The organism is Massilia rubra (assembly GCF_011682065.1).
In the GTDB taxonomy this organism is placed as follows: Bacteria; Pseudomonadota; Gammaproteobacteria; order Burkholderiales; family Burkholderiaceae_D; genus Telluria_A; species Telluria_A rubra.
This window is the reverse complement of the sequence record NZ_VUYU01000013.1, coordinates 47,486-66,928: the sequence shown is the minus strand read 5'-3', so window position 1 is coordinate 66,928 and position 19,443 is coordinate 47,486. Positions and strand designations below refer to the sequence as shown.

Annotated in this window: 18 protein-coding genes; 3 read left to right on the top strand and 15 right to left on the bottom strand. The window is 62.9% G+C overall.

Going from position 1 to position 19,443, the window contains the following annotated elements:
- The first annotated feature begins 45 nt into the window (after window positions 1-45).
- Window positions 46-402: a hypothetical protein gene (locus F0185_RS19545; RefSeq protein ID WP_166891081.1), complete on the top strand. Its 357-nt coding sequence runs from the start codon at window positions 46-48 to the stop codon at window positions 400-402.
- The gene (locus F0185_RS19540; protein ID WP_167227212.1) at window positions 399-803 is read left to right on the top strand and encodes a cupin domain-containing protein; all 405 of its coding nucleotides are present in this window, start codon (window positions 399-401) and stop codon (window positions 801-803) included. The genes F0185_RS19545 and F0185_RS19540 overlap by 4 nt, the downstream gene beginning before the upstream one ends.
- A gap of 104 nt (window positions 804-907) precedes the next feature.
- Here F0185_RS19540 and F0185_RS19535 read toward each other — a convergent pair whose 3' ends face one another.
- From F0185_RS19535 to F0185_RS19495, 9 genes are all read right to left on the bottom strand, one after another.
- The gene (locus F0185_RS19535; protein WP_167227352.1) at window positions 908-2,584 is read right to left on the bottom strand and encodes a peptide chain release factor 3; all 1,677 of its coding nucleotides are present in this window, start codon (window positions 2,582-2,584) and stop codon (window positions 908-910) included.
- 120 nt (window positions 2,585-2,704) lie between these two features.
- A complete protein-coding gene (locus F0185_RS19530; RefSeq protein WP_167227210.1) occupies window positions 2,705-3,127 on the bottom strand; it encodes a type IV pilin protein in 423 nt (140 codons plus the stop codon).
- Window positions 3,124-6,663 (bottom strand): pilus assembly protein, encoded by a 3,540-nt coding sequence (locus F0185_RS19525; RefSeq protein ID WP_167227208.1) that lies wholly within the window; start codon window positions 6,661-6,663, stop codon window positions 3,124-3,126. The genes F0185_RS19530 and F0185_RS19525 overlap by 4 nt, the downstream gene beginning before the upstream one ends.
- Window positions 6,664-6,693: 30 nt before the next feature.
- Entirely contained in the window at window positions 6,694-7,245 is a 552-nt protein-coding gene (locus tag F0185_RS19520; RefSeq protein WP_167227206.1) for a pilus assembly PilX family protein, read from the bottom strand.
- Window positions 7,245-8,078 carry a PilW family protein gene (locus F0185_RS19515; protein WP_167227350.1) on the bottom strand — a complete coding sequence of 278 codons (834 nt, stop codon included), beginning with the start codon at window positions 8,076-8,078 and terminating at the stop codon, window positions 7,245-7,247. The genes F0185_RS19520 and F0185_RS19515 overlap by 1 nt, the downstream gene beginning before the upstream one ends.
- The gene (pilV, locus tag F0185_RS19510) at window positions 8,075-8,557 is read right to left on the bottom strand and encodes a type IV pilus modification protein PilV (protein ID WP_223164538.1); all 483 of its coding nucleotides are present in this window, start codon (window positions 8,555-8,557) and stop codon (window positions 8,075-8,077) included. The genes F0185_RS19515 and pilV overlap by 4 nt, the downstream gene beginning before the upstream one ends.
- Window positions 8,545-9,159 carry a GspH/FimT family pseudopilin gene (locus tag F0185_RS19505; protein WP_167227204.1) on the bottom strand — a complete coding sequence of 205 codons (615 nt, stop codon included), beginning with the start codon at window positions 9,157-9,159 and terminating at the stop codon, window positions 8,545-8,547. The genes pilV and F0185_RS19505 overlap by 13 nt, the downstream gene beginning before the upstream one ends.
- Window positions 9,160-9,290: 131 nt before the next feature.
- The gene (locus F0185_RS19500) at window positions 9,291-10,634 is read right to left on the bottom strand and encodes a sensor histidine kinase (RefSeq protein WP_167227202.1); all 1,344 of its coding nucleotides are present in this window, start codon (window positions 10,632-10,634) and stop codon (window positions 9,291-9,293) included.
- Window positions 10,631-11,296, bottom strand: a complete 666-nt coding sequence (locus F0185_RS19495; RefSeq protein ID WP_167227200.1) for a response regulator transcription factor — start codon at window positions 11,294-11,296, stop codon at window positions 10,631-10,633. The genes F0185_RS19500 and F0185_RS19495 overlap by 4 nt, the downstream gene beginning before the upstream one ends.
- A 320-nt stretch (window positions 11,297-11,616) precedes the next feature.
- On the opposite strand from F0185_RS19495, the gene F0185_RS19490 reads away from it, so the two are divergent.
- Complete coding sequence (locus F0185_RS19490; RefSeq protein WP_167227198.1) at window positions 11,617-12,426, top strand: Crp/Fnr family transcriptional regulator; 810 nt, start codon at window positions 11,617-11,619, stop codon at window positions 12,424-12,426.
- On the opposite strand, the gene F0185_RS19485 is transcribed toward F0185_RS19490, so the two are convergent.
- From F0185_RS19485 to pheS, 6 genes are all read right to left on the bottom strand, one after another.
- On the bottom strand, window positions 12,326-13,849 hold the full coding sequence (locus tag F0185_RS19485) for a CHASE3 domain-containing protein (protein WP_167227196.1): 1,524 nt from the start codon (window positions 13,847-13,849) through the stop codon (window positions 12,326-12,328). The genes F0185_RS19490 and F0185_RS19485 overlap by 101 nt on opposite strands.
- Before the next feature lie 178 nt (window positions 13,850-14,027).
- Window positions 14,028-14,660: a response regulator transcription factor gene (locus F0185_RS19480; RefSeq protein ID WP_054262954.1), complete on the bottom strand. Its 633-nt coding sequence runs from the start codon at window positions 14,658-14,660 to the stop codon at window positions 14,028-14,030.
- A 362-nt stretch (window positions 14,661-15,022) separates the two neighbouring features.
- Window positions 15,023-15,427 carry a MerR family transcriptional regulator gene (locus F0185_RS19475; protein ID WP_167227194.1) on the bottom strand — a complete coding sequence of 135 codons (405 nt, stop codon included), beginning with the start codon at window positions 15,425-15,427 and terminating at the stop codon, window positions 15,023-15,025.
- Between the two features lie 8 nt (window positions 15,428-15,435).
- Window positions 15,436-15,783, bottom strand: a complete 348-nt coding sequence (locus F0185_RS19470; RefSeq protein WP_166879215.1) for an integration host factor subunit alpha — start codon at window positions 15,781-15,783, stop codon at window positions 15,436-15,438.
- Between the two features lie 107 nt (window positions 15,784-15,890).
- A complete protein-coding gene (gene pheT, locus F0185_RS19465) occupies window positions 15,891-18,317 on the bottom strand; it encodes a phenylalanine--tRNA ligase subunit beta (protein WP_167227192.1) in 2,427 nt (808 codons plus the stop codon).
- Window positions 18,318-18,334: 17 nt separating this feature from the next.
- Window positions 18,335-19,351, bottom strand: coding sequence for a phenylalanine--tRNA ligase subunit alpha (gene pheS / locus F0185_RS19460; protein WP_167227190.1), 1,017 nt, complete (start codon window positions 19,349-19,351; stop codon window positions 18,335-18,337).
- Window positions 19,352-19,443 lie beyond the last annotated feature (92 nt).

The following is a 19,443-nucleotide window of genomic DNA, read 5'->3' as shown; positions in this document are numbered from 1 at the left end:
GCAGGATCAATCGTGCGGACCGCGCCAACCAGTCTAGGAAGAGAGATGGATCGTTCAGTTGTCGCCCTGTTATTGTCAGGCCTGGTGTTTCCGGGCGCCGGCCAGTATTACCTGCGCCGGCGCGCGCGCGCCTGCCTGTTCATCGTGCCGACCCTGATGGCGGCCATCTATTTTTTCAAAAAGGTGATGGACAGCGCCTCGGCGCTGGTCGATGAAGTCCTGCGCGGCGCGCTGCCGGCCGATCCGGTGTTGATCGCCGAACGCCTGCACCAGCAGGGCGACGCCGCCTCGCCCATGATGAACCTGGCCGCCAGCGTGATGCTGGTGTGCTGGCTGGCCAGCGTGGTCGACGCCTGGCTGCTGGCGCGCGCCATCGCGCGCGACGCGAAAGCGACGCCATGAGGCGCCCCGCCCTGGTTTGCCTGCTCGGCCTGGGCCTGGCCGGCTGCGCCGCGCCCACGCCCACGCCTACCCCGGCGGCGGGCGGCATCGTGCGCACGCCGGTGCACCGGGCCGCATCCTCGTTTCCCGGCACCGATGCGGTGGTGATGCGGGTCGAACTGGCGCCCGGCGCGCGCGCCGGGCGCCACACCCACCCGGGCGATGAAATCGGCTACGTGCTCGAAGGCGAAGGCCAGTTGCTCATAGACGGGGCGCCAGCGCGCCTGTTGCGCGCCGGCGACGCCTTCGTGGTGCCGGCCGGGGTGGTGCATGACGCCCACAACCCGGGCAGCGCCGGCATGCGCCTGGTCGGCGTGTTCATGGTCGACAGGAAGCAGCCGCTCGCCACGCCGGCCAGGTAAGCGTCGGCGGGCGGTTGTGGCGCAACCGTTGTGGTGTAAACGCAAAAACCGTCGCCCGCGGCGATGCGGGACGACGGTTGCGGGGGTAGCCGCCGGCAGGCGGCTTAGGCCAGCTTGACGGCGTGTTCGCGCGTGGCGTGGAAGGTCAGCTTGGGCCAGCGCTCTTCGGTCAGGCGCAGGTTGACGTTGGACGTGGCCAGGTACGCCATGTTGCCGGCCGCATCGTAGGCGACGTTGTGGCCGAGCGCCGCTTCGAAGTCGGACAGGATGCGCTTGTCTTCGCCGCTGACCCAGCGCGCGCTGCTGATGCTGGTGCCTTCGAACACGGCGTCGACGCCGTACTCGTTGAGCAGGCGGCTGGCCACCACTTCGAACTGCAGCACCCCGACCGCGCCGAGTACCAGCTCGCCGCCCTGGACCGGCTTGAAGACTTGCACCGCGCCCTCTTCGCCCAGTTGCTGCAAGCCTTTGTGCAACTGCTTGATCTTGAGCGGATTGCGGATGCGCACCGAGCGGAAGAAGTCCGGGGCAAAATACGGAATGCCGGTAAATTGCAGCATCTCGCCTTCCGAGAAGCTGTCGCCGATCTGCATGTTGCCGTGGTTCGGCAAGCCGATGATGTCGCCGGCATAGGCTTCCTCGACCTGTTCGCGCGAGGACGCCATGAAGGTGACCACCGACGAGACCTTGATGTCGCGCCCCAGGCGCAGGTGCTTGATCTTCATGCCGCGCTCGAAGCGTCCCGAGCACACGCGCAGGAACGCGATGCGATCGCGGTGGGCCGGGTCCATATTGGCCTGGATCTTGAAGACGAAACCGGAAAACGGCTGTTCGCCCGGGCCCACCACGCGCACCGTGGCGTCGCGCTCGCGCGGAGCCGGGGCCCAGTCGACCAGCGCCGAGAGAATTTCGCGCACGCCGAAGTTGTTGATCGCCGAACCGAAAAACACCGGGGTCTGCACGCCGGCCAGGAACTGATCCAGGTCGAACGGGTGCGAGGCGCCGTGCACCAGCTCCACTTCCATTTTCAGCTGCTCGATTTCGAGCGGGAACATGGCCGCCAGCTTCGGATTGTCGATGCCCTTGACGATCTCGAAGGCGCCGTCGGCCTTTTCTTCGCCGGCCTTGAACAGCATGATTTCGTCGCGCAGCAGGTGGTACACGCCGCGGAAGTTCTTGCCCATGCCGATCGGCCAGGTCACCGGGGCGCACTGGATTTTCAGGACCGATTCGAGTTCGTCGAGCAGGTCGAGCGGATCGCGCGTTTCGCGGTCCATCTTGTTCATGAAGGTGACGATCGGGGTGTTGCGCATGCGGCACACCGCCAGCAGCTTGATGGTCTGCGCTTCGACGCCCTTGGCCGCGTCGATCACCATCAGGGCCGAGTCGACCGCCGTGAGCACACGATAGGTATCTTCCGAAAAGTCCTGGTGGCCGGGGGTGTCGAGCAGGTTGATGACGTGGTCGCGGTGCTCGAACTGCATCACCGAGCTGGCCACGGAAATGCCGCGCTGCTTTTCGATCTCCATCCAGTCGGAGGTGGCGTGACGGCCGCTTTTGCGGGCCTTGACCGTGCCGGCCATCTGGATCGCGCCCGAAAACAGCAACAGCTTTTCGGTCAGCGTGGTCTTGCCTGCGTCGGGGTGGGAAATGATGCCGAAGGTACGACGGCGCGCCACTTCGCGGGCAATCGCCGCCGGGGCGAGCGTCGCGCCGGGTGCGGGCGTGTCGGAATCGGGAAGGTCTGAAGCGGGAAGGGAAGTATCGGTATCGTTGGCCATATTCTCAGCCATAACATGGCCTCGCACAAAACCCACGATTTTACCGATACTTGCCCTGCTCGTGTGAACTGATTCAGGCGCGGCGGGGAGCCGCGCCTGTTACTGCCGCCTGCCGCTGGCTTACCAGCAGCCGGTGGCGGTGGTACTGACCTTGGTCAAGCCGGTGCTGTCGAGCGTCAGCACGCCGCATTTATCGTTGGCCTGCTGCCCCTGCGGCGTGGCGGTCACGCTGAACGTGGTCGCTGTCGCTACCGGGGTGAGCGCGATCACATACTTGGCTTGCCCCGTTTTCGGCGACTGCGCTGCCAAGACCGTCGCACCCACATAGGTCGAATTGGTCGTGTAGTAGCGCTCCATGAACTGCGCTTGCTCGCTCAGGATGGCCTTGGCGGTCGACCTGTGCGAGGAATACACGTACTGGGTATATGACGGGTACGCAATGGCGGACAAGATGCCCACCACGGCGCACGCCACGATCAACTCGATCAGGGTGAAGCCGCCGGAGCGGCGACGCCCCGGCATCATGCGTGCTGTTGCCATCATCGCTGCAGCTCCCGCCAGTTGATGCGGCCAATGTTGGGCGACTGTGCATTGCCGCCATCTTTATCGACCTGCTCGCAATCGTCCTTGCATGCTTTGGCAGGCGGGACCTGCTCGCCACCGACCAGGATGCCACCACCGTCCGACGCGCCAGGCGCCTCGCCACCGCTTCCCGTGCCAGGACCGCCATTCGGCCACGAAATCGTCTGCGTGCCCGTGCGGATGTAGCCGCCATCCGGCCCCGACGCCTCATGCCGCCAGACGATCGTGGTGATGCTGCCGTTGTCGTTCTTGATCACGGTATTCTCCGGAGGCGGTGGAATCGTCGACGGTGTTTCACCGGTGCCTGGAACGAATACACCGTGCGGATCTTTCGAGCCCTGCGCCGGACTGGCGGCCACGGCGACGGCGCCCACGATTTTGTCGGTCTTTTCCGGCGCCATCGTAAAGCCGGCATCGGTCATGCAGGTAACGATTGGATGGTGCCAATAGATCAGGTACTCCGCAATCAGCTTGCCTTTGCTTTCGCCGTAGCTGGTTGACTTGAGGCGGTAGCCGAGCGCCGGCTGGCCAGGCACATTCATCTGGATGTCGTCCTGGGTAATGTTGGCCGAGACCACTTGCAGCGTCAGCGCGCCATTGCGCCAGGACTTATCCTTGCCCTCGCGCGGCTCAGCCACGCTGATACCGGCGCAGACTGGACTCATCGGATGGACGCCGGTACGGACCGGACCCGGCACCCATTCCTTGACGTTAAACGCATTCAAGGGCATCGACCACATCATCTCTTTCACGGTCGCCATCGAATATTTCGTCATTTCAGACACTTTCAAATTGTCCTCAGTCTGGAATCCGGTGACCCTGCCGTTATACTCCGCCTGCTTGCCCGCCACCAGCGCACCGAGGACATTGAAGTTGATTGCCGGCGAATTTTCCTGGTTTGCCATCAACAACTTGAACTCCTTGTTCTCCGCGAACACGTTCTCCGTTACGACGGTGTCCCACGATTTCTCGATCCTCTCGCGGGTTTGTTTGTACGGATACTTGCTGTTGCCGGAAGGCGCGAAGCTGTAGTTGTTCAACACCACGGTCGATGTGTATTTTCTCGTCGTCACCATGGCAAACTTACCGCCAACCAGAGCCGGTACCGGTCCCGACACATACTCGTAGGCCGTATCGGCGTTGTAACTGATCTGGTTTTTCTGATTGTCGGAGTTCACCAGGGTCTCGGTTTTGGTCGGGCCGGCCGTCACTATGGCGCTGGACGGATACGTCTTCGTCGCCTTATAACCTGGCGTATCGACCGAGTACGTGGTGCTCGTGCTGGTGGCGCTGAACGCCTTGTGCAGACGCTGCAGATCCTGGCTCGGATTGATCATGCTGATGCCGGTGACATCGTAGATATCATCGTATTCATGCACGTGAATGTAATTGAGCTTGGCACCCACCGACGCCGTGTCGGAGGCGCGACCTAAGCCGTAGTAACCGCCAGCGACTTTCAGATAGCCGTACTGCGCCGTACCTTTATCGTTGCTCTGGGCGCCGCCGCACAGGGTGTAGCAGAAAAAGTCGGTATCGAAGTGGCCGCCGGACACGCCGCGCTCACCCTTCATGACGATCGGATCGACTTCGGTAATGATCGGTGGCGTGGCCGCGCCATTGCGGTCGAAACTTGCCTGGAATACGTCAACGCCGCCGGCCGCTACGCCAACCAGTTGCGAACGCACGCCGCCGCCCATGTGGCGTCCGACCGGGTACATGGTGGTGGTGGTGGTCCCCACGGTCACATCGATCAGGTCGTCGGCGGTAAATTTGCGGTCGTCGTTCAAGTCGAATACCACCGCGCGGGTGTCGCCACCGGTCAGGTAGTTCAATTGCATCCACCAGTTCTCGCCCGGCGGTTTGATAGTCGGCGTGACGGTCGGGTTGGTGCTGAAGAACTGGAACACATTGCCGTTCACGTAGGCGCCATTGCCCACCACGCGTTCGCCCGGGGGCAAGGCGACTTGCCAGCCCTTGTTGACATCATTCGAGTAGTTCAATGGTTTATTGGTCACGCTGCGAACCCGCAATTTCGCACCCGTCGGCTGATACTCCAACTCGCTCAAGGTCTGCTCGACGTAGCTTGCCTTGGTGACGTCGGCAAGGTCCCACACGCCATACGCATAGTGCGGATTGGTCGTATCGGCCGGGCTCAAGACCATATCGGTCGGCGTCAGGAGGCGCCCGGTGACGAACAGTACCATCGTGCCGCCAGCCGGATGGGCCGCCAGGGCCGGCGCCATGGTGATGGCGCGCGCGGCGGTGCCTCCCGCATGCAGTTTCTTCGGCGTACCGCCGTTGACCAGGTCGAACTTCCACATATTGCCTTCGATATCGCCGGCAAACGCGGTGTCGCTGTAACCGTCGTTATCGGTGTCGCGCACGGAAGGCGAGGACAGGCCGTTCGGAGTCGCCTTGGCGCCCACGCCAGTGTCGATCGTGCGGATAATGGCACCGGTCTTGGCGTTCATCACGTAGAGAACGGCATGACCGGTGGCGCTCGGATGGTCGCTGTTGTAGCCATTGCCGACCACCACCACCGGGATGGCGGCGTCGGTGGCGTTGGGCTTGACCCTGGCCAGGACCGGGGCACTGTAGGTGTAGCCCAGGTCCTCGAAACCGGCTTTCTGGTTGTTTACTTCCCACATGACCTTCGACGCGGCAGAGGCCTCATCCGTGGGCATGCTGGTCACATCGAGCGCGAACAGGGCTTTGCCGCCCCCGCCCAGCGCGCCGACCAGAATCGTCTGCTTGTCCATGGTGCGCAAGGCAATGCCGCCATCGACGTAATAGCGGTGGGTATAGTCTTTACTCGCCAGCTTCGCCAGCTCGCCCATGACTGCGCCGGGAATATAGGCGAAACGCTCGGTGCCGTCGGCCGCGTTGATTGCGTGCAACATTCCATCGTTGGCGCCAACAAACACGGTTTTATTCGTGCCGTCGTCATGGTAAACCGGGGTCGAGTGGATGATGTCGCCCAAGCCGCTGTAACGCGTACGCAGGGTGCCGCCGTTCTTGATCTCCTTGGCCGAATCGCCGCGCACATAGTCGAGGATGTCCGAACTGGTCGCATCCATGGCAGGCTTGTCGAGCAGCGCGCGGTGTCCGGTGTCGCCCTTGGCCAGACTGGCCCAGCGGAACGGGATGCCGGCCGCGCCGCTGGCGTCGTTACGGGTGACGATGATGCGCTGTGTCGCGCTCTGGGCACGGATCTTGGTGCCGGCGCCGCCGGTCCAGGAATCGACGGTGCCGATGGAACCGGTTTTGGTGATCGGGTAAGCGTGCAGATTGCCGCTCCAATCGAAGGAATTATAGTCGATCGAAAACATCTTTTCGGTGCCGTTCGAGACATCGATGTTCGACGGCGTTGGGCGACCGATGTAACCGACCGGCTGCTGCGTCGGCTCAAACCGGTCGGCCGCGTTCACCGCGACGAGCGCGGCGACAGCCAGGCCCACCAGGCTTGCACCCGCTAGTAATTTAGTTCTTAGTTGCATGATGATTCTCCGACGGTTGTGAGTACTGCACTAGTCGCAAATTTTGCTGAAAACACGAAAACGGTAGGTCGATTGCACGATCGCGACCGCACCGCCATTGCCCGTCGCGCGCGCCGTCACTTTGGCGATCCCGGGCGAGCATGGCGTGTCCGAATTGATAAATTCGGGCGCCTTGATCAATTCAATGATGTAACGCGGCTGCACCGTCAGTTTGGTGTGATCGACGGCGTTGATGAAGCTGGACGTCACCTTGTCGTCCTTCCAATTGACGGTGAGGAAATTGTCGGCTTCCACCTGGTTGCGGCAGCGCGCGTTTGTGCACGCCACGCTGAACTGGGTGCTGTCGAACGGGTCGAACGGGGCCTGGTTGAACACCGTTTCTTCGGCAAAGCGCAGCATCGTTTCAGCCGCTTCGCGCGCCACTTGCTGGTCGCGCGAGTTGCGCGCCAGGCGTTCTTCGAGCGTGCCGCCACGTACCAGCGCGAGCACGAACATGGTCAGCACCACCAGGAAAATCAGGCCGCTGACGAGCACCGCGCCCTGTTGCGAGGCGTGCGTGCGCCGCGTGTTATTTGTTCTCATTAATCCCACCTTGTCTGGTTGCGCACCATGAAGGTGCTGGTAGCGACACTGCGCAGACGGCCATCGGCAATGGCCAGAACGCCGCCGTTGAAATTGATCGATTGCACCCCGACCACGCCCTTGGTGGAAGGACCGCGCACCAGCAGGGTGATCCGTACCGCCGAAACCTGGCCATATTCGGCCTGGGTCGGATTGTTGACATAGGAAGTGACGACTTCGTTGCCGCTGCCGATCCCGTAAGACACCTGCATGTTTTCGACATTTTCGGCCACCACCACGCCGCCGGTGAGGTTGACCGCCTGGTTGTCGGTCGCGAAGCACTTGAGCTGGGTGCCCACCACGCGGAACTGGTAAACCACCTGCGCCACATTGGGGCCGGGTGCGCCGGTGCCGGTGGCATTCGGATTGTTCGACGCCACCGTCACGCCTTCGCAATTGACTTCCGATCCGCTGCGCAAGCCGGTGGCCGCCGAGGTCGCCGTCCATGCCGGGTCATGCCGCACAATCAGGATATCCGAGCCGGCCGTCTGCGCCGCACCGCCGCCATCGGCGCCGCTCAGCGGGCCCGGCACGAGCGGCATGTCCACGTTGAGCTTGTAGCCGGCCTGGCGCAAGGCCCGCCCCATGACATCCATGGCATTGCGCACTGATTCATTCATGCGCACCCCATCGCTCTGGGCCACGGACATTTGCTTGCTGCCGATGAACAGGTAACCTACCCCGCCCAGCAACACCAGGCCCAGGGTCATGGCGACGAGCACCTCGATCAGGCCAAAACCGCGGGCGCCGGCGAGCGGCGACCTGAACGGCGGCGAGTACATAGGACCGGTCATAACTTCGTCTCCACGGAAATTGCTTGGGCAGCCAGGCCGTTCGTCGTGGCGCTGGCCTTGACGCGCGAATCGTCCCATTGCACGACAATGACGAACTTGCGGGTGGCGGGGGTGTAGCTCACCGAACCGGTGCCGTTCGGTATCGCCTGCGCCGCCGCCGCGCGCCACTGGGTCAGGTCGACCGAGGCCACGCTGGTGTCGGTCGGCGCCTGGGCGTTGATGGCAAGATCATACGGATACACGCCGCCCACCAGGGTCTGGGCGGTGGTGCGGTTGGCGCGCATGCGGTCGATGATGTCGTTGATCAGCACCGTGGCCTGGCCGCGCGCCTGGGAACTCTGGTTGTTTTTCAGGTTGGTCAGGATGATGCCGGCAATGCCGAGCAAACCCACACTCATGATCAACATCGTGATCAAAATTTCAATCAGCGAAAATCCCTGCTGGCGCCGCATTGTTTTCTCCTTGCTTAAGCTGAACATGAACTTGCTCCATTAACAATCGTGACCCCGACCCAACCCGTGCCCGGGCGGAAGGCCAGCACCCGGCGCTTGGCCGTGAGCGAGGACTGACAGGAATAGATCGTGCCGTTTTGCCCGGCATTGGCGGCGGTGCGGGTCTGGCCGCTGCCGTTGTATGAAATGAAATTGGCAACATCGCCGGTGGCCGTCAACATCGCCTTGCCGGGCACCCCGCGCTGCACGCGCAGCAGCTCGTCATCGCCATCCTTGACGCCGACGGTGCCGCCATCGACGAACACCAGCCAGCCGGCATGCCAGTCGCCGGCGGTGCCGCCGCCGCAGGCGGCGCCGTCGGCGCTGCGGCACATGCTGACCCGGCCGTTGCGCTTGACCGCTTCGGAACGGGTGTAGTTGACCGAGGCCAGCAGTTGCTCGGCCTGGGCCGACACCGCCGAGTCATCGACAAAATCTTTCATGAGCGGCAAGCCGACGGCGGTGGCGACACCGACGATGACGACGGTGATGAGCAACTCGGCCATCGTGAAACCGCGTGCGCGTCGTGGCGCGGGGCGCCGGGCAAGGCCCGCGCTGCGCACACTGGCATGAAACGCCGGATAGGTCATGGATGAACTTTCAAAAGGTTGGGAGCGGACTGGCTCCTTGGATATTGCCTATTATAAATACCCAACCTTGCAGTTCCCTGAGGAAAGGCTGACAAAATCCTGACAAGTGCACGTAAACCGATGTTTTTTTGCTAAATCAGCGGGAAATGCACGCTCATCAGGGTGCCCTTGCCGCCGGGGCCGGCGGCAACATCGATGCGCGCCCTGTGGGCCAGCGCGATGTCGCGCACGATCGCCAGGCCCAGGCCGCTGCCTTCGGTCTTGTCGTCCAGCCGCACATAGCGCTGGAACACGCGCCCGCGCAGGTGCGGCGCGATGCCGGGCCCGGAGTCTTCCACCTGCAGCACGGCCACGCCGTCCTCGGCGAAGCAGCGCACCGTGACGGTGCCGGCGCGCGGCGTGTAGCGCACCGCGTTGTCGATCAGGTTATCGATCAGGTCGCGCAGCAGGAAGCTGTTGCCGGGCACGATGGCGCGCTTGAGTTCGAAGCCGATATCGATCCGCTTCTTGCCGGCCTCGTCGACGAAATACTGGATCACCTGCTCGACCAGGACGGCCAGGTCGACCCGTTCGAGCCGGGTTTTCTCGAAGCGCGACGGTTCGGCCCGGGCCAGCGCCAGCAACTGGTTGGTCTGGCGGATCATGCGCTCGTTCGAGAGCAGCATCAGGCGCACCGAATGGACGGTCTCGGGCTCGCCCGGGTAGCGCGCCGCCAGCCATTCGAGCTGCAGCTTGATACCGGCCAGCGGGGTGCGCAGCTGGTGCGCGACATCGGCCAGGAAATCGTGCTGGGCCTTGGCGCCGGAACGCACCTTGTCGAGCAGTTCATTGAAGGCGGCCGTGACCGGGGTCAATTCGAGCGGCACCCCGGCATGGTCGATCGGCGCCAGCTCGGTCGCGTCGCGCTGCAGCAGGTTGGCGCGCATGCGCGCCAGCGGCTGCAAGCCATTGGTCACCGAAATCCAGATCAGGCCGACCAGGGCCAGGGTGAACAGGGTTTCCAGCAAGACCAGGGCGCGCAAGGTGGCCGAGCGCACCTGCAAGCGCTTGCGCATGGTTTTCGCCACCCCGATGTGGACCGCGCGCGCGCCCTTGCCGACAATCCGGCTCGAGACCCGCACCTCCTCGCCACGCATCACGTCGTCGTAGGCGCGGCTGGACGGCGCGGCCAGCTGCGGAAAGTCGACGTCGCCCGCAATCACCTTGCCATCGTGGGTGCGCACGATGAAGTACAGGGCGTCGACGTCATCGGCGCGCAAGACTTGCTCGGCCTGGGTCGGCAAGTCGATGCCCGGCTGGCCGGGGCCGCCGTACAGGCGCGCCGCCAGCGCCCCGCCGGCGTCAGCCAGGCTCTGGTCGAAGGCCAGCTGGGCCGGAATCCAGGCCAGCATGTAGGTCAGCGCCGCGCCCGCCAGGTTGATGAGCAGGATCGGGACGATCAGCCATCGCAGCAGGCGCACCCGGATGCTGGTCATACATCCTGCTCGAGCATGTAGCCGAAGCCGCGGATGGTGCGGATGCTGATGCCGGCGTCGGCGATCTTGATGCGCAGGCGCGAAATGTAGACCTCGACCGCGTTCAGGCTGACATCCTCCCCCCACGGCAGGATGGCGTCGATGATCTGCTGCTTCGACACCACGCGGGCGCTGTGCTGCAACAGGTATTCGAGCACGGCCCATTCGCGCACCGACAGTTCCACCGGGCGCCCTTCGATATGGGCGCGCTTGGACGAGGTGTCGAGCGTCAGGCGGCCCAGCGACAGGCTGACCGGCTTGGGCGTGTTGCGGCGCGCCAGGGCCTTGATGCGCGCCACCAGTTCGGCGGTGGCGAAGGGCTTGACCAGGTAATCGTCGGCGCCCAGTTCCAGGCCGCGCACGCGGTCCTCGATGGCGTCGCGCGCGGTCAGCAGCAACACCGGCACGGCGCTGCCGCGCGCGCGCAGGCGCCGCACCACCTCGAAACCGTCGATGCCGGGCAAGCCGATGTCGAGCACCACCACCGCCACCTCGGCGCGTTGCAGCACCTGGTCGGCCTGGGTGCCGCTGCCCACCACGTCGACCACCATCGCGTGTCCCTGCAGCAGGCGGGTCAGGCCGTCGGCCAGCACGGCATCGTCTTCGACCAGTAATACGTGCATGCCGGTGCTTTCAGTAAGTTGCGATATTCACATTATGAGGCATGGCGGGGGCAGCTTCCAAGGATTGGGGAAGGTCAAAAACGTGGTTTTGTGCATCTTCTGTGCGTTCGCCCACCTTAAAGCATGAGTAAAATGACAATTTATCGGCTTTTCCCCCAGTAGGACTGGGATTACAAGAATTTATGCATTGAACCTACATGGGGGCGACTGCCAGTCTTATGTTCGCCAACAGACGGAAGCTTTACTGTTCGTACATCGCGATTCGCCGCAGGTGAAGGTGAAGCGCCCTTGAAGTCCGTCTCAGCTAGTGAGGAATAAAAATGAACAACACTCAACTTGGTGCTAGCGCCCAGAACACATCGCCGGTTGGCCAGATTCCTGCCAGCGCGCAAGAGTTAAAAGTTGCAGCCCGTCCCGTTGTCAGCTTTAGCGGCACCCAGCAAAACGAATTGCTGGCCGCGCTTCCCCGCAAGGATCTCGAGACCCTGTTCGACCACCTGGAACTGGTCGCCCTGCCTTTCGGCAAAGAACTGTTTGAATACGGCAGCAAGCTCGAAAACGTCTACTTCCCGACGACGGCCATCGTTTCCCTGCTGTACGTCATGGAAGACGGCGCCACCACCGAGATCGCCGTGGTCGGCCATGAAGGCGTGGTCGGCATGTCGCTGTTCATGGGTGAACGCGCCATGTGCAGCGCCGTGGTCCAGAGCGCCGGTTACGGCTACCGCCTCAAGACCCAGTACCTGCGCGACGCCTTCAACCAGGGCGGCGCCCTGCCCCAGCTGCTGATGCGCTACACCAATGCGCTGTTCGCGCAGATGGCCCAGAACGCCGTCGGTGGCCGTCACAGCTCGATCGAACAAAAGCTGTGCCGCTGGCTGCTCGACCGCCTCGACCGTTCCGCATCGAACGAGCTGAAAGTGACCCAGGAACTGATTTCGATCATGCTCGGCGTGCGCCGCGAAAGCATTACCGCCGCCGCCGGCAAGCTGCAGGACGATGGCCTGATTCAATACCGTCGCGGCAACATCACCGTGATTGACCGCCAGGGCCTCGAAGCGTACGCCGGCGAATGCTATAAGGTCGCAAAGACTGAGTACGATCGCCTTCTGATGGATGTAGCCCGCTAAACGGCAGCGGCGCCGCGACGTGCGGCGCCGCCTCGCCGCTGTCGGCCACGCGCGAGAGCGGAATAAACGCTTCCACGCAGGTTCCCACGTTGTTCACGCCCCGCTTCACCCGCAAACTCCCCCCCAGCAACAAGGCGCGCTCGCGCATGCCCAGCAAGCCATGCGATTTCGGCTTGGCCACGGCGTCGGCGTCGATGCCGACCCCGTCATCGCTCACTTCCAGCGCCAGGCCACCCGCTTCGCGTCCCAGGTGCACGATCACGTGGCGCGCGCGCGCATACTTGGCGATATTGTTGAGCGACTCCTGGACGATCCGGAACACCGCGATCGCATGCATCGGACTGGCGACATCGATATCGCCGTCGATCAGCGCTTCGCAGTCGAGCTTGGTGACCCGCCCGAATTCCTCGCAATAACTTTGCACGGCGGCCGCCAGGCCCAGGTGGTCGAGCAGGCTGGGGCGCAGGTTGTCGACGATGCGGCGCTTCAGTTCGACCGTCTCGACCAGGGTGGCGCGCGCGCGGTCGAGCATCAGCGCCAGTTCGGGCGCACCGGCGCGCACGGTGTCGGCCACGGCGTTCAAGTCGATATTGATCGAGGTCAGGTTGGCCCCCAGTTCATCGTGCAGTTCGCGCGCCAGGCGCGCCTTTTCTTCTTCGCTCACGCTGATCAGGTGGCGCGAGAGCACCGACAATTGCTCGGTACGCAGCACCACCATCGATTCGAGGTTGTCGTTGGCGCTTTCCAGCGCGCGCTGGGTAGTCGCGCGGGCAAAATAGCTGCGCCGGATCAGGCGGTAGAACAAGGCCAGCACCAGGATCGCCATGGCGTTGATGCTGATGCCCAAAAACACGGCGTTCCGGTACTCGCGCGCAAACGTGGCGCTGCGAACAGCCAGCAATTCATTTTGCTCCTGCACCAAAATCACCACCTGCAGGCGGATTTCATCCATGTCGGACTTGCTGTCGGACGAACCGGCGATCTTGACGATGTCATCGAGCCCGCCCTGGCGGTAGACGTCGAGCACCTGGTTCATGGTGTCGAGCTTGCGGTAGACCAGGGTGTGCAGCTGGGCCAAGCTGCGGCGCTGGGACGGGGTCTCGGCCAGCAAGCGGTCGAGCTCGGCGAACTGGGCGTCGATCTCGGACGAGGCCGTACGCAGCGGCCCCAGGTAGACTTCGGAGCCGGACAGGAAGTAGCCGCGCAAGCTGCTTTCGGCATCCATGATCAGCACATTGACGTACTGGACCTTGTCGATCACCTTGGCGGTCTGGCCCTGGATCTCGTTGGCGCCCTTGAGCTGGCCGAGGTTGTGAAACAGGCTCACGCCGTTGATGATGAGGATGAGCACGCACGTCAGGCACAGCACGGTCTTATAGAAGGGCAAGCCGGTGGTGACCGCTGGTTCGGTGGAAAAATACATCCTGGGAATCCTTTTGCGCACTGCAGAGCCGGGCAGAAACAAATTATAGACCGGGAAATGCCGTGCCGCAGCCAAGCTGGACTGTAGGAGAGAGGGACGCGCCGGCGCGGGCGGGGCGTGCCGACAGGCCGCGCGGCGGGCAAAACAGGCGTCCGGCGTGGCCGGCGCGCCCGCAAGATCAGTCGAGCAGGTTGTTCTTCATGGCGTAATAGGTCAGGTCGCTGTTCGACTGCAAGCCCATTTTTTCCATGATCCGGGTGCGGTAGGTCGACACCGTCTTGATGCTCAGGGACAGCGCCACGCCGATGTCGGACACGGTCGCGCCCTTGGCCAGGCGCAGGAACACCTGGAACTCGCGGTCCGACAACTCGGTATGCAGCGCCGTGTTGGGATCGCGGTCGAAGCTCTGGGCCAGCAGTTCGCCGACCGTGGAGCTGACGTAGCGGCGGCCCTGGAACACGGTGCGTACCGCGGTCTTGAGCTCATCGGCTTCGCATTCCTTGTTGAGGTAGCCGTTGGCGCCCATCTTGAACAGGTTCAGCGCATATTGCTGCGCCGGATAACCGGACAGGATCAGCACCGGCAGGTTCGGCTGCCCCTGGCGGATGGTGCGCAGGATGTCGATCCCGCTCTGGTCCGGCATGGCGATGTCGAGCAGCAGCACGTCGCAGATTTCGCGGCGCGCGATGTCGAGGGCTTCGCGCCCGGTGGCCCCTTCGGCCACGACATCGAAGTCGGGTGACGAAGAAAAGATCTGTTTGAAACCTGCACGTACTATCTGGTGATCGTCACATATGGCAACGCGTATCATTGTCTTCCCTTAAATTATCCTTGCATAGGAAAGAGCCGAGGCGAACCGCGCGCCCGGCACTGCGCATGCGTTAGTATTCTAGCACTCTGGCTGTTCAGTACAAACACGTATGACGCTCCGCGCGGCCCGGCCCGCCCGGATGGAGCGCGAAAAACAGGGGGCACGCGGCCCCCTGCAAGATGCCACGGGCCGTCGCCGCCGCCCCAAGTAAGTGCGCATAAATTCTTGTCATTTCCAGCTTCCATAAGCGGCGCCTTGCTGTGTTGCCCACCGCTAGCAGTGCTCGCACTGCGTCACGGCGTGCGCCTTGCAAGGCATCCGCTTCTGTTCGCTAGAAATCACAATAATTTCTGCACACTTACTTAGCTTGCGCCCTTGAGCACGGCCAGGATGGCCAGCAGTTCGCTGCGGATCAGGGCGCGGTCGATCTCGGGCGGCGCCGTCTCCGCAGGGCCGGCGTCGTCCTCGGGAGGCGCCAGCAGCGCGCCGATGCGGCTATCGAGTTTATTGCGCGCCCCACTGATCGTAAAGCCTTGTTCGTACAACAGTTCGCGGATACGACGGATCAGCAACACCTCGTGGTGCTGGTAATAGCGGCGGTTTCCACGTCGTTTGACCGGTTTAAGCTGGGTAAATTCCTGCTCCCAGTAGCGAAGTACGTGCGGTTTGACGCCGCACAACTCGCTGACCTCGCCGATCGTGAAATAGCGCTTGGCCGGGATGGCCGGCAGCACGATCAGGTCAGACTTGCTCGCACGATCATTCATGGGTCACTTCAGGCGGCGCGCGCCATCGGGCTGGTTTCTTCAACCATGCCTTTGAGCTTCTGGCTGGCGTGAAAGGTCACGACGCGACGCGCCGTGATGGGAATTTCTTCGCCAGTCTTGGGATTGCGGCCAGGGCGCTGCGGCTTGTCGCGCAGCTGGAAGTTGCCGAAGCCCGACAACTTCACCGCCTCGCCACGCTCGAGCGCGTTCCTGATCTCGTCGAAGAAGGTCTCGACCATGTCCTTGGCTTCGCGCTTGTTCAGGCCGACCTGCTCGAACAGCAGTTCGGCCAGCTCGGCCTTGGTCAGGGTCGGCAGATTCTTCGCCGCGTCCTGGCGAACCCTGGCGTCCTGCATCGCGCGGTGCAGGTCGGCCGCCAGCGCCGACTGGAGTACGGCGGAATCAACGTCGTTGTTATTAATTTTACAGCCCTGCCTCGTGTCGTTACTGCTGGTGGGATCGGTTATGAACGCAGCTTCGCGTCATGTTTCTGCTCGGCCGACGCAGCCAGCGCCTTCATGACGCCTTCGACCACATCGTCCTGCAGGGTGGTTTGAGTATCTTGCAAGCTAAAGCGGAAAGCAAGGCTTTTTTCGTCCGCCTCCAATCCTTTTCCGCGATATTCATCAAACAAAACAATGGCTTGCACAATCTTTCCTGCCGGATTTACTTGCAATTCCGCAGTGAAAGCGTCCAGCAGGTCCTGCGCCGCCACCGTGTTTTTCACGACAAAGGCAAGGTCGCGCGTGGCGCCGGGGAATTTTGAAATCTCTTCATATTTTGGCACGGATCGTTGCTGCAACGCAATGGCATCCACCTCGAAAAGGACCGGCGCCTGCGGCAAATCGTACTTTTGCAGCCAGCGCGGGTGCAATTCGCCGATAAAGCCGATGTCCTGGCCGTCCAGTTCGATCATAGCCGAGCGTCCCGGATGCAGGGCCGGGTGGCTGGTCTTGACGAAACGCAGGGTGCGCGGCGCGAACAGGGCTTCCACATCGGCTTTGACATCGAAATAATCGACCGGCGCCGATTTTACCGACCATTGTTCGTCCAGCGCGGGACCGTAGGCGATACCGGCGACGCGCTTGGGCTGCTCGAAACCGGCGATCGACAGCGGACCGTCGAGCGCTTGCGCATTGCGGCGGAAGATGGCGCCCACTTCGAAGGCGCGCACCCTGCCCGCTTTGCGGTTCAGGTTGTAGCGCACGTTGGCAACCAGGGAGCCGATCAGGGAGGAACGCATCACGTTCATCTGGCTGGCGATCGGGTTGACCAGCTTGATCTGGTCTTTATTGTCGGCGAAGTCGGTTTCCCATGCGGAATCGACGAAACTCATGTTCACCACTTCCTGGTAGCCGAGGTCGGCCAACTGGTGGCGCACGGCGAACAGCGAACGGGTGTTTTCCGGCGCGATGATCATCTGGCTGGCGGCCACCGGCGGCAAGGCCGGGATGTTCTCGAAGCCGTACACGCGCGCCACTTCCTCGATCAGGTCTTCTTCGATTTCGATATCGAAACGGTAGGTCGGCGCGGTGACGGAAAACACGCCCGGCTCCTGGGTGAACGGCAAGCCCAGGCGGGTGAAGATGTCGGCCACCATGGCGTCGGTAATCGGCACGCCGATCACTTTTTGCGCGCGCGCGGTGCGCAGTGTCACCGCTTTGGGCAGCGGCACGTTGACGATCTGGTCGTCGATCGGGCTGACCACGGTGTCCTGGGTGCCGCAGATTTCCACGATCAGCGCGCTGATGCGCTCGATGTGCTCGACGGTGGTGGCGAAATCGACGCCGCGCTCGAAGCGGTGCCCCGCATCGGTCGAAAAGTTAAAGCGGCGCGCGCGCCCCTGGATCGCGTTCGGCCACCAGAACGCCGCTTCCAGGTAGATATTCGTGGTTTCGAGCGAAACCGAGGTGGCGTCGCCGCCCATGATGCCGGCCAGGGATTCAATTTCCTGCTCGTCGGCGATCACGCCGATCCAGTCGTCGACTTCCACGGTGTTGCCGTTCAGCAGCTTGAGCGACTCGCCCTTTTTGCCCCAGCGCACGTCCAGCGAACCATGGATCTTGTCCATGTCGAACACGTGCGACGGACGGCCCAGTTCCAGCATGACGTAATTGGAAATATCGACCAGGGCCGACAGCGGACGCTGGCCGCTGCGCTCGAGGCGCTGTTTGATCCAGTCCGGCGTGGCGGCCCTGGCGTTCAGGCCGCGGATGACGCGCCCGCTAAAGCGGCCGCACAGGTCCGGCGCGCTGATCTTGACGGGCAAGATTTCGCTGCCGTTGACCGCGACCTGGCGCGTTTGCGGCAAGACCAGGGGGGTGCCGGTCAGGGCCGACACTTCACGCGCCACGCCCAGCACCGACAGGCAGTCCGCCTTGTTCGGGGTCAACTTGATGGTGAACTTGAGGTCGTTCAACGCGAGGTAGTCGCGGATATTCTGGCCGACCGGCGCATCTTCCGGCAACTCCATCAGCCCGCTCGTTTCCTCGGACAGTTTGAGTTCCTTGGCCGAGCACATCATGCCCTGCGATTCCACGCCGCGCAGTTCGCCGACCTTGATCACGAAGGGTTTGCCGTCCGCGCCCGGCGGCAGGATCGCGCCGGCCATGGCGCAGATGGCCTTCATGCCGGCGCGCACGTTCGGCGCGCCGCACACGATATTGAGCAGGGTGCCGGTGCCGACATTGACCTTGCACACGTTCAGGCGGTCCGCGTTCGGGTGCTTGGCCACTTCCAGCACTTCGGCCACGACCACGTTCGAGAATGGCGGCGCGACCGCTTCGACTTCTTCCACTTCCAGGCCGGACATGGTCAGCAGGTGAGCCAGTTCATCCGAAGTCATCTTCGGATCGACCATGGTACGGAGCCAATTTTCGGAAAATTGCATAATCAGTGAACCTTGAATTAGTTAAATTGCTTCAGGAAGCGCAGGTCGCCTTCGTAGAACAGGCGCAGGTCGTTGATCCCGTAACGCAGCATCGTCAGGCGCTCGAGGCCGGAGCCGAACGCGAAGCCGATGAATTTTTCCGGGTCGAGCCCGAAGTTGCGCACCACCGTCGGGTGCACCTGGCCGGCGCCCGACACTTCCAGCCAGCGCCCTTTGAGCGGGCCGCTGCCGAAGGCGATGTCGATCTCGGCCGACGGTTCGGTGAACGGGAAGTACGACGGACGGAAGCGCACCTGCAGGTCGTCGGTCTCGAAGAAGGCCTTGACGAAATTCAGGTACACGCCCTTGAGGTCGGCGAACGAGATATCTTCGGCGATCCACAGGCCCTCGACTTGGTGGAACATCGGCGAGTGGGTCGCATCGCTGTCGACGCGGTAGGTGCGGCCGGGCGCGATCACCTTGATCGGCGGCGTGTGGGTGCGCGCGTAGCGCACCTGCATCGGGCTGGTGTGGGTGCGCAGCAGCAAAGGCTTGCCGGTGCTGTCGTTGCCTTCGATGTAGAAAGTGTCCTGCATCGAGCGCGCCGGGTGGTTTTCCGGGCTGTTGAGCGCCGTGAAATTGGTCCAGTCGTTTTCGATTTCGGGGCCGTCGGCCACATCGAAACCGATCGAGCGGAAGATTTCCTCGACCCGTTCCCAGGTGCGCATCACCGGGTGGATGCCGCCGCCAGAGCGGCCACGGCCCGGCAGGGTGATGTCGATCGCTTCGGCGTTCAGGCGCTCTTCGAGCTGGGCGTTGGCGAGCGCGTCGCGGCGTGCGGTCAGGGCGGCTTCGATCCGGACCTTGGCGGCGTTGATCAGCGCGCCCTGGGTCTTTTTCTGTTCCGGATCGAGCTTGCCCAGGCCCTTCATTTGCTCGGTAATCTGGCCAGTCTTGCCAAGGTACTTGGCTTTGGCGTTTTCCAGTGCGGCAGCATCTTCGGCGGCGATAAAGTCAGCCTGTGCCGAGACGACGAGTTCTTCCAGGGAGTTCATGCGATGTTTTTTTCCTGTTGAGCGGGACTGGCGCACGCGCCACAATCAAAAACGGGGCACAGGTTTGAACCTCTGCCCCGCTTTTTGCGCGC

What these genes read in the sequence shown, in the direction of transcription:
- F0185_RS19520 (WP_167227206.1), bottom strand. Translation starts at nt 7,245, where the DNA reads ATGAGAACAAATAACACGCGGCGCACGCACGCCTCGCAACAGGGCGCG.
- pheS (WP_167227190.1), bottom strand. Translation starts at nt 19,351, where the DNA reads ATGAACTCCCTGGAAGAACTCGTCGTCTCGGCACAGGCTGACTTTATC.
- F0185_RS19535 (WP_167227352.1), bottom strand. Translation starts at nt 2,584, where the DNA reads ATGGCCAACGATACCGATACTTCCCTTCCCGCTTCAGACCTTCCCGAT.
- pilV (WP_223164538.1), bottom strand. Translation starts at nt 8,557, where the DNA reads ATGTTCAGCTTAAGCAAGGAGAAAACAATGCGGCGCCAGCAGGGATTT.
- F0185_RS19525 (WP_167227208.1), bottom strand. Translation starts at nt 6,663, where the DNA reads ATGCAACTAAGAACTAAATTACTAGCGGGTGCAAGCCTGGTGGGCCTG.
- F0185_RS19530 (WP_167227210.1), bottom strand. Translation starts at nt 3,127, where the DNA reads ATGATGGCAACAGCACGCATGATGCCGGGGCGTCGCCGCTCCGGCGGC.
- F0185_RS19495 (WP_167227200.1), bottom strand. Translation starts at nt 11,296, where the DNA reads ATGCACGTATTACTGGTCGAAGACGATGCCGTGCTGGCCGACGGCCTG.
- F0185_RS19505 (WP_167227204.1), bottom strand. Translation starts at nt 9,159, where the DNA reads ATGACCTATCCGGCGTTTCATGCCAGTGTGCGCAGCGCGGGCCTTGCC.
- F0185_RS19485 (WP_167227196.1), bottom strand. Translation starts at nt 13,849, where the DNA reads ATGTATTTTTCCACCGAACCAGCGGTCACCACCGGCTTGCCCTTCTAT.
- F0185_RS19500 (WP_167227202.1), bottom strand. Translation starts at nt 10,634, where the DNA reads ATGACCAGCATCCGGGTGCGCCTGCTGCGATGGCTGATCGTCCCGATC.
- F0185_RS19470 (WP_166879215.1), bottom strand. Translation starts at nt 15,783, where the DNA reads ATGCAGGACGCCAGGGTTCGCCAGGACGCGGCGAAGAATCTGCCGACC.
- F0185_RS19540 (WP_167227212.1), top strand. Translation starts at nt 399, where the DNA reads ATGAGGCGCCCCGCCCTGGTTTGCCTGCTCGGCCTGGGCCTGGCCGGC.
- F0185_RS19480 (WP_054262954.1), bottom strand. Translation starts at nt 14,660, where the DNA reads ATGATACGCGTTGCCATATGTGACGATCACCAGATAGTACGTGCAGGT.
- F0185_RS19545 (WP_166891081.1), top strand. Translation starts at nt 46, where the DNA reads ATGGATCGTTCAGTTGTCGCCCTGTTATTGTCAGGCCTGGTGTTTCCG.
- F0185_RS19475 (WP_167227194.1), bottom strand. Translation starts at nt 15,427, where the DNA reads ATGAATGATCGTGCGAGCAAGTCTGACCTGATCGTGCTGCCGGCCATC.
- F0185_RS19515 (WP_167227350.1), bottom strand. Translation starts at nt 8,078, where the DNA reads ATGACCGGTCCTATGTACTCGCCGCCGTTCAGGTCGCCGCTCGCCGGC.
- pheT (WP_167227192.1), bottom strand. Translation starts at nt 18,317, where the DNA reads ATGCAATTTTCCGAAAATTGGCTCCGTACCATGGTCGATCCGAAGATG.
- F0185_RS19490 (WP_167227198.1), top strand. Translation starts at nt 11,617, where the DNA reads ATGAACAACACTCAACTTGGTGCTAGCGCCCAGAACACATCGCCGGTT.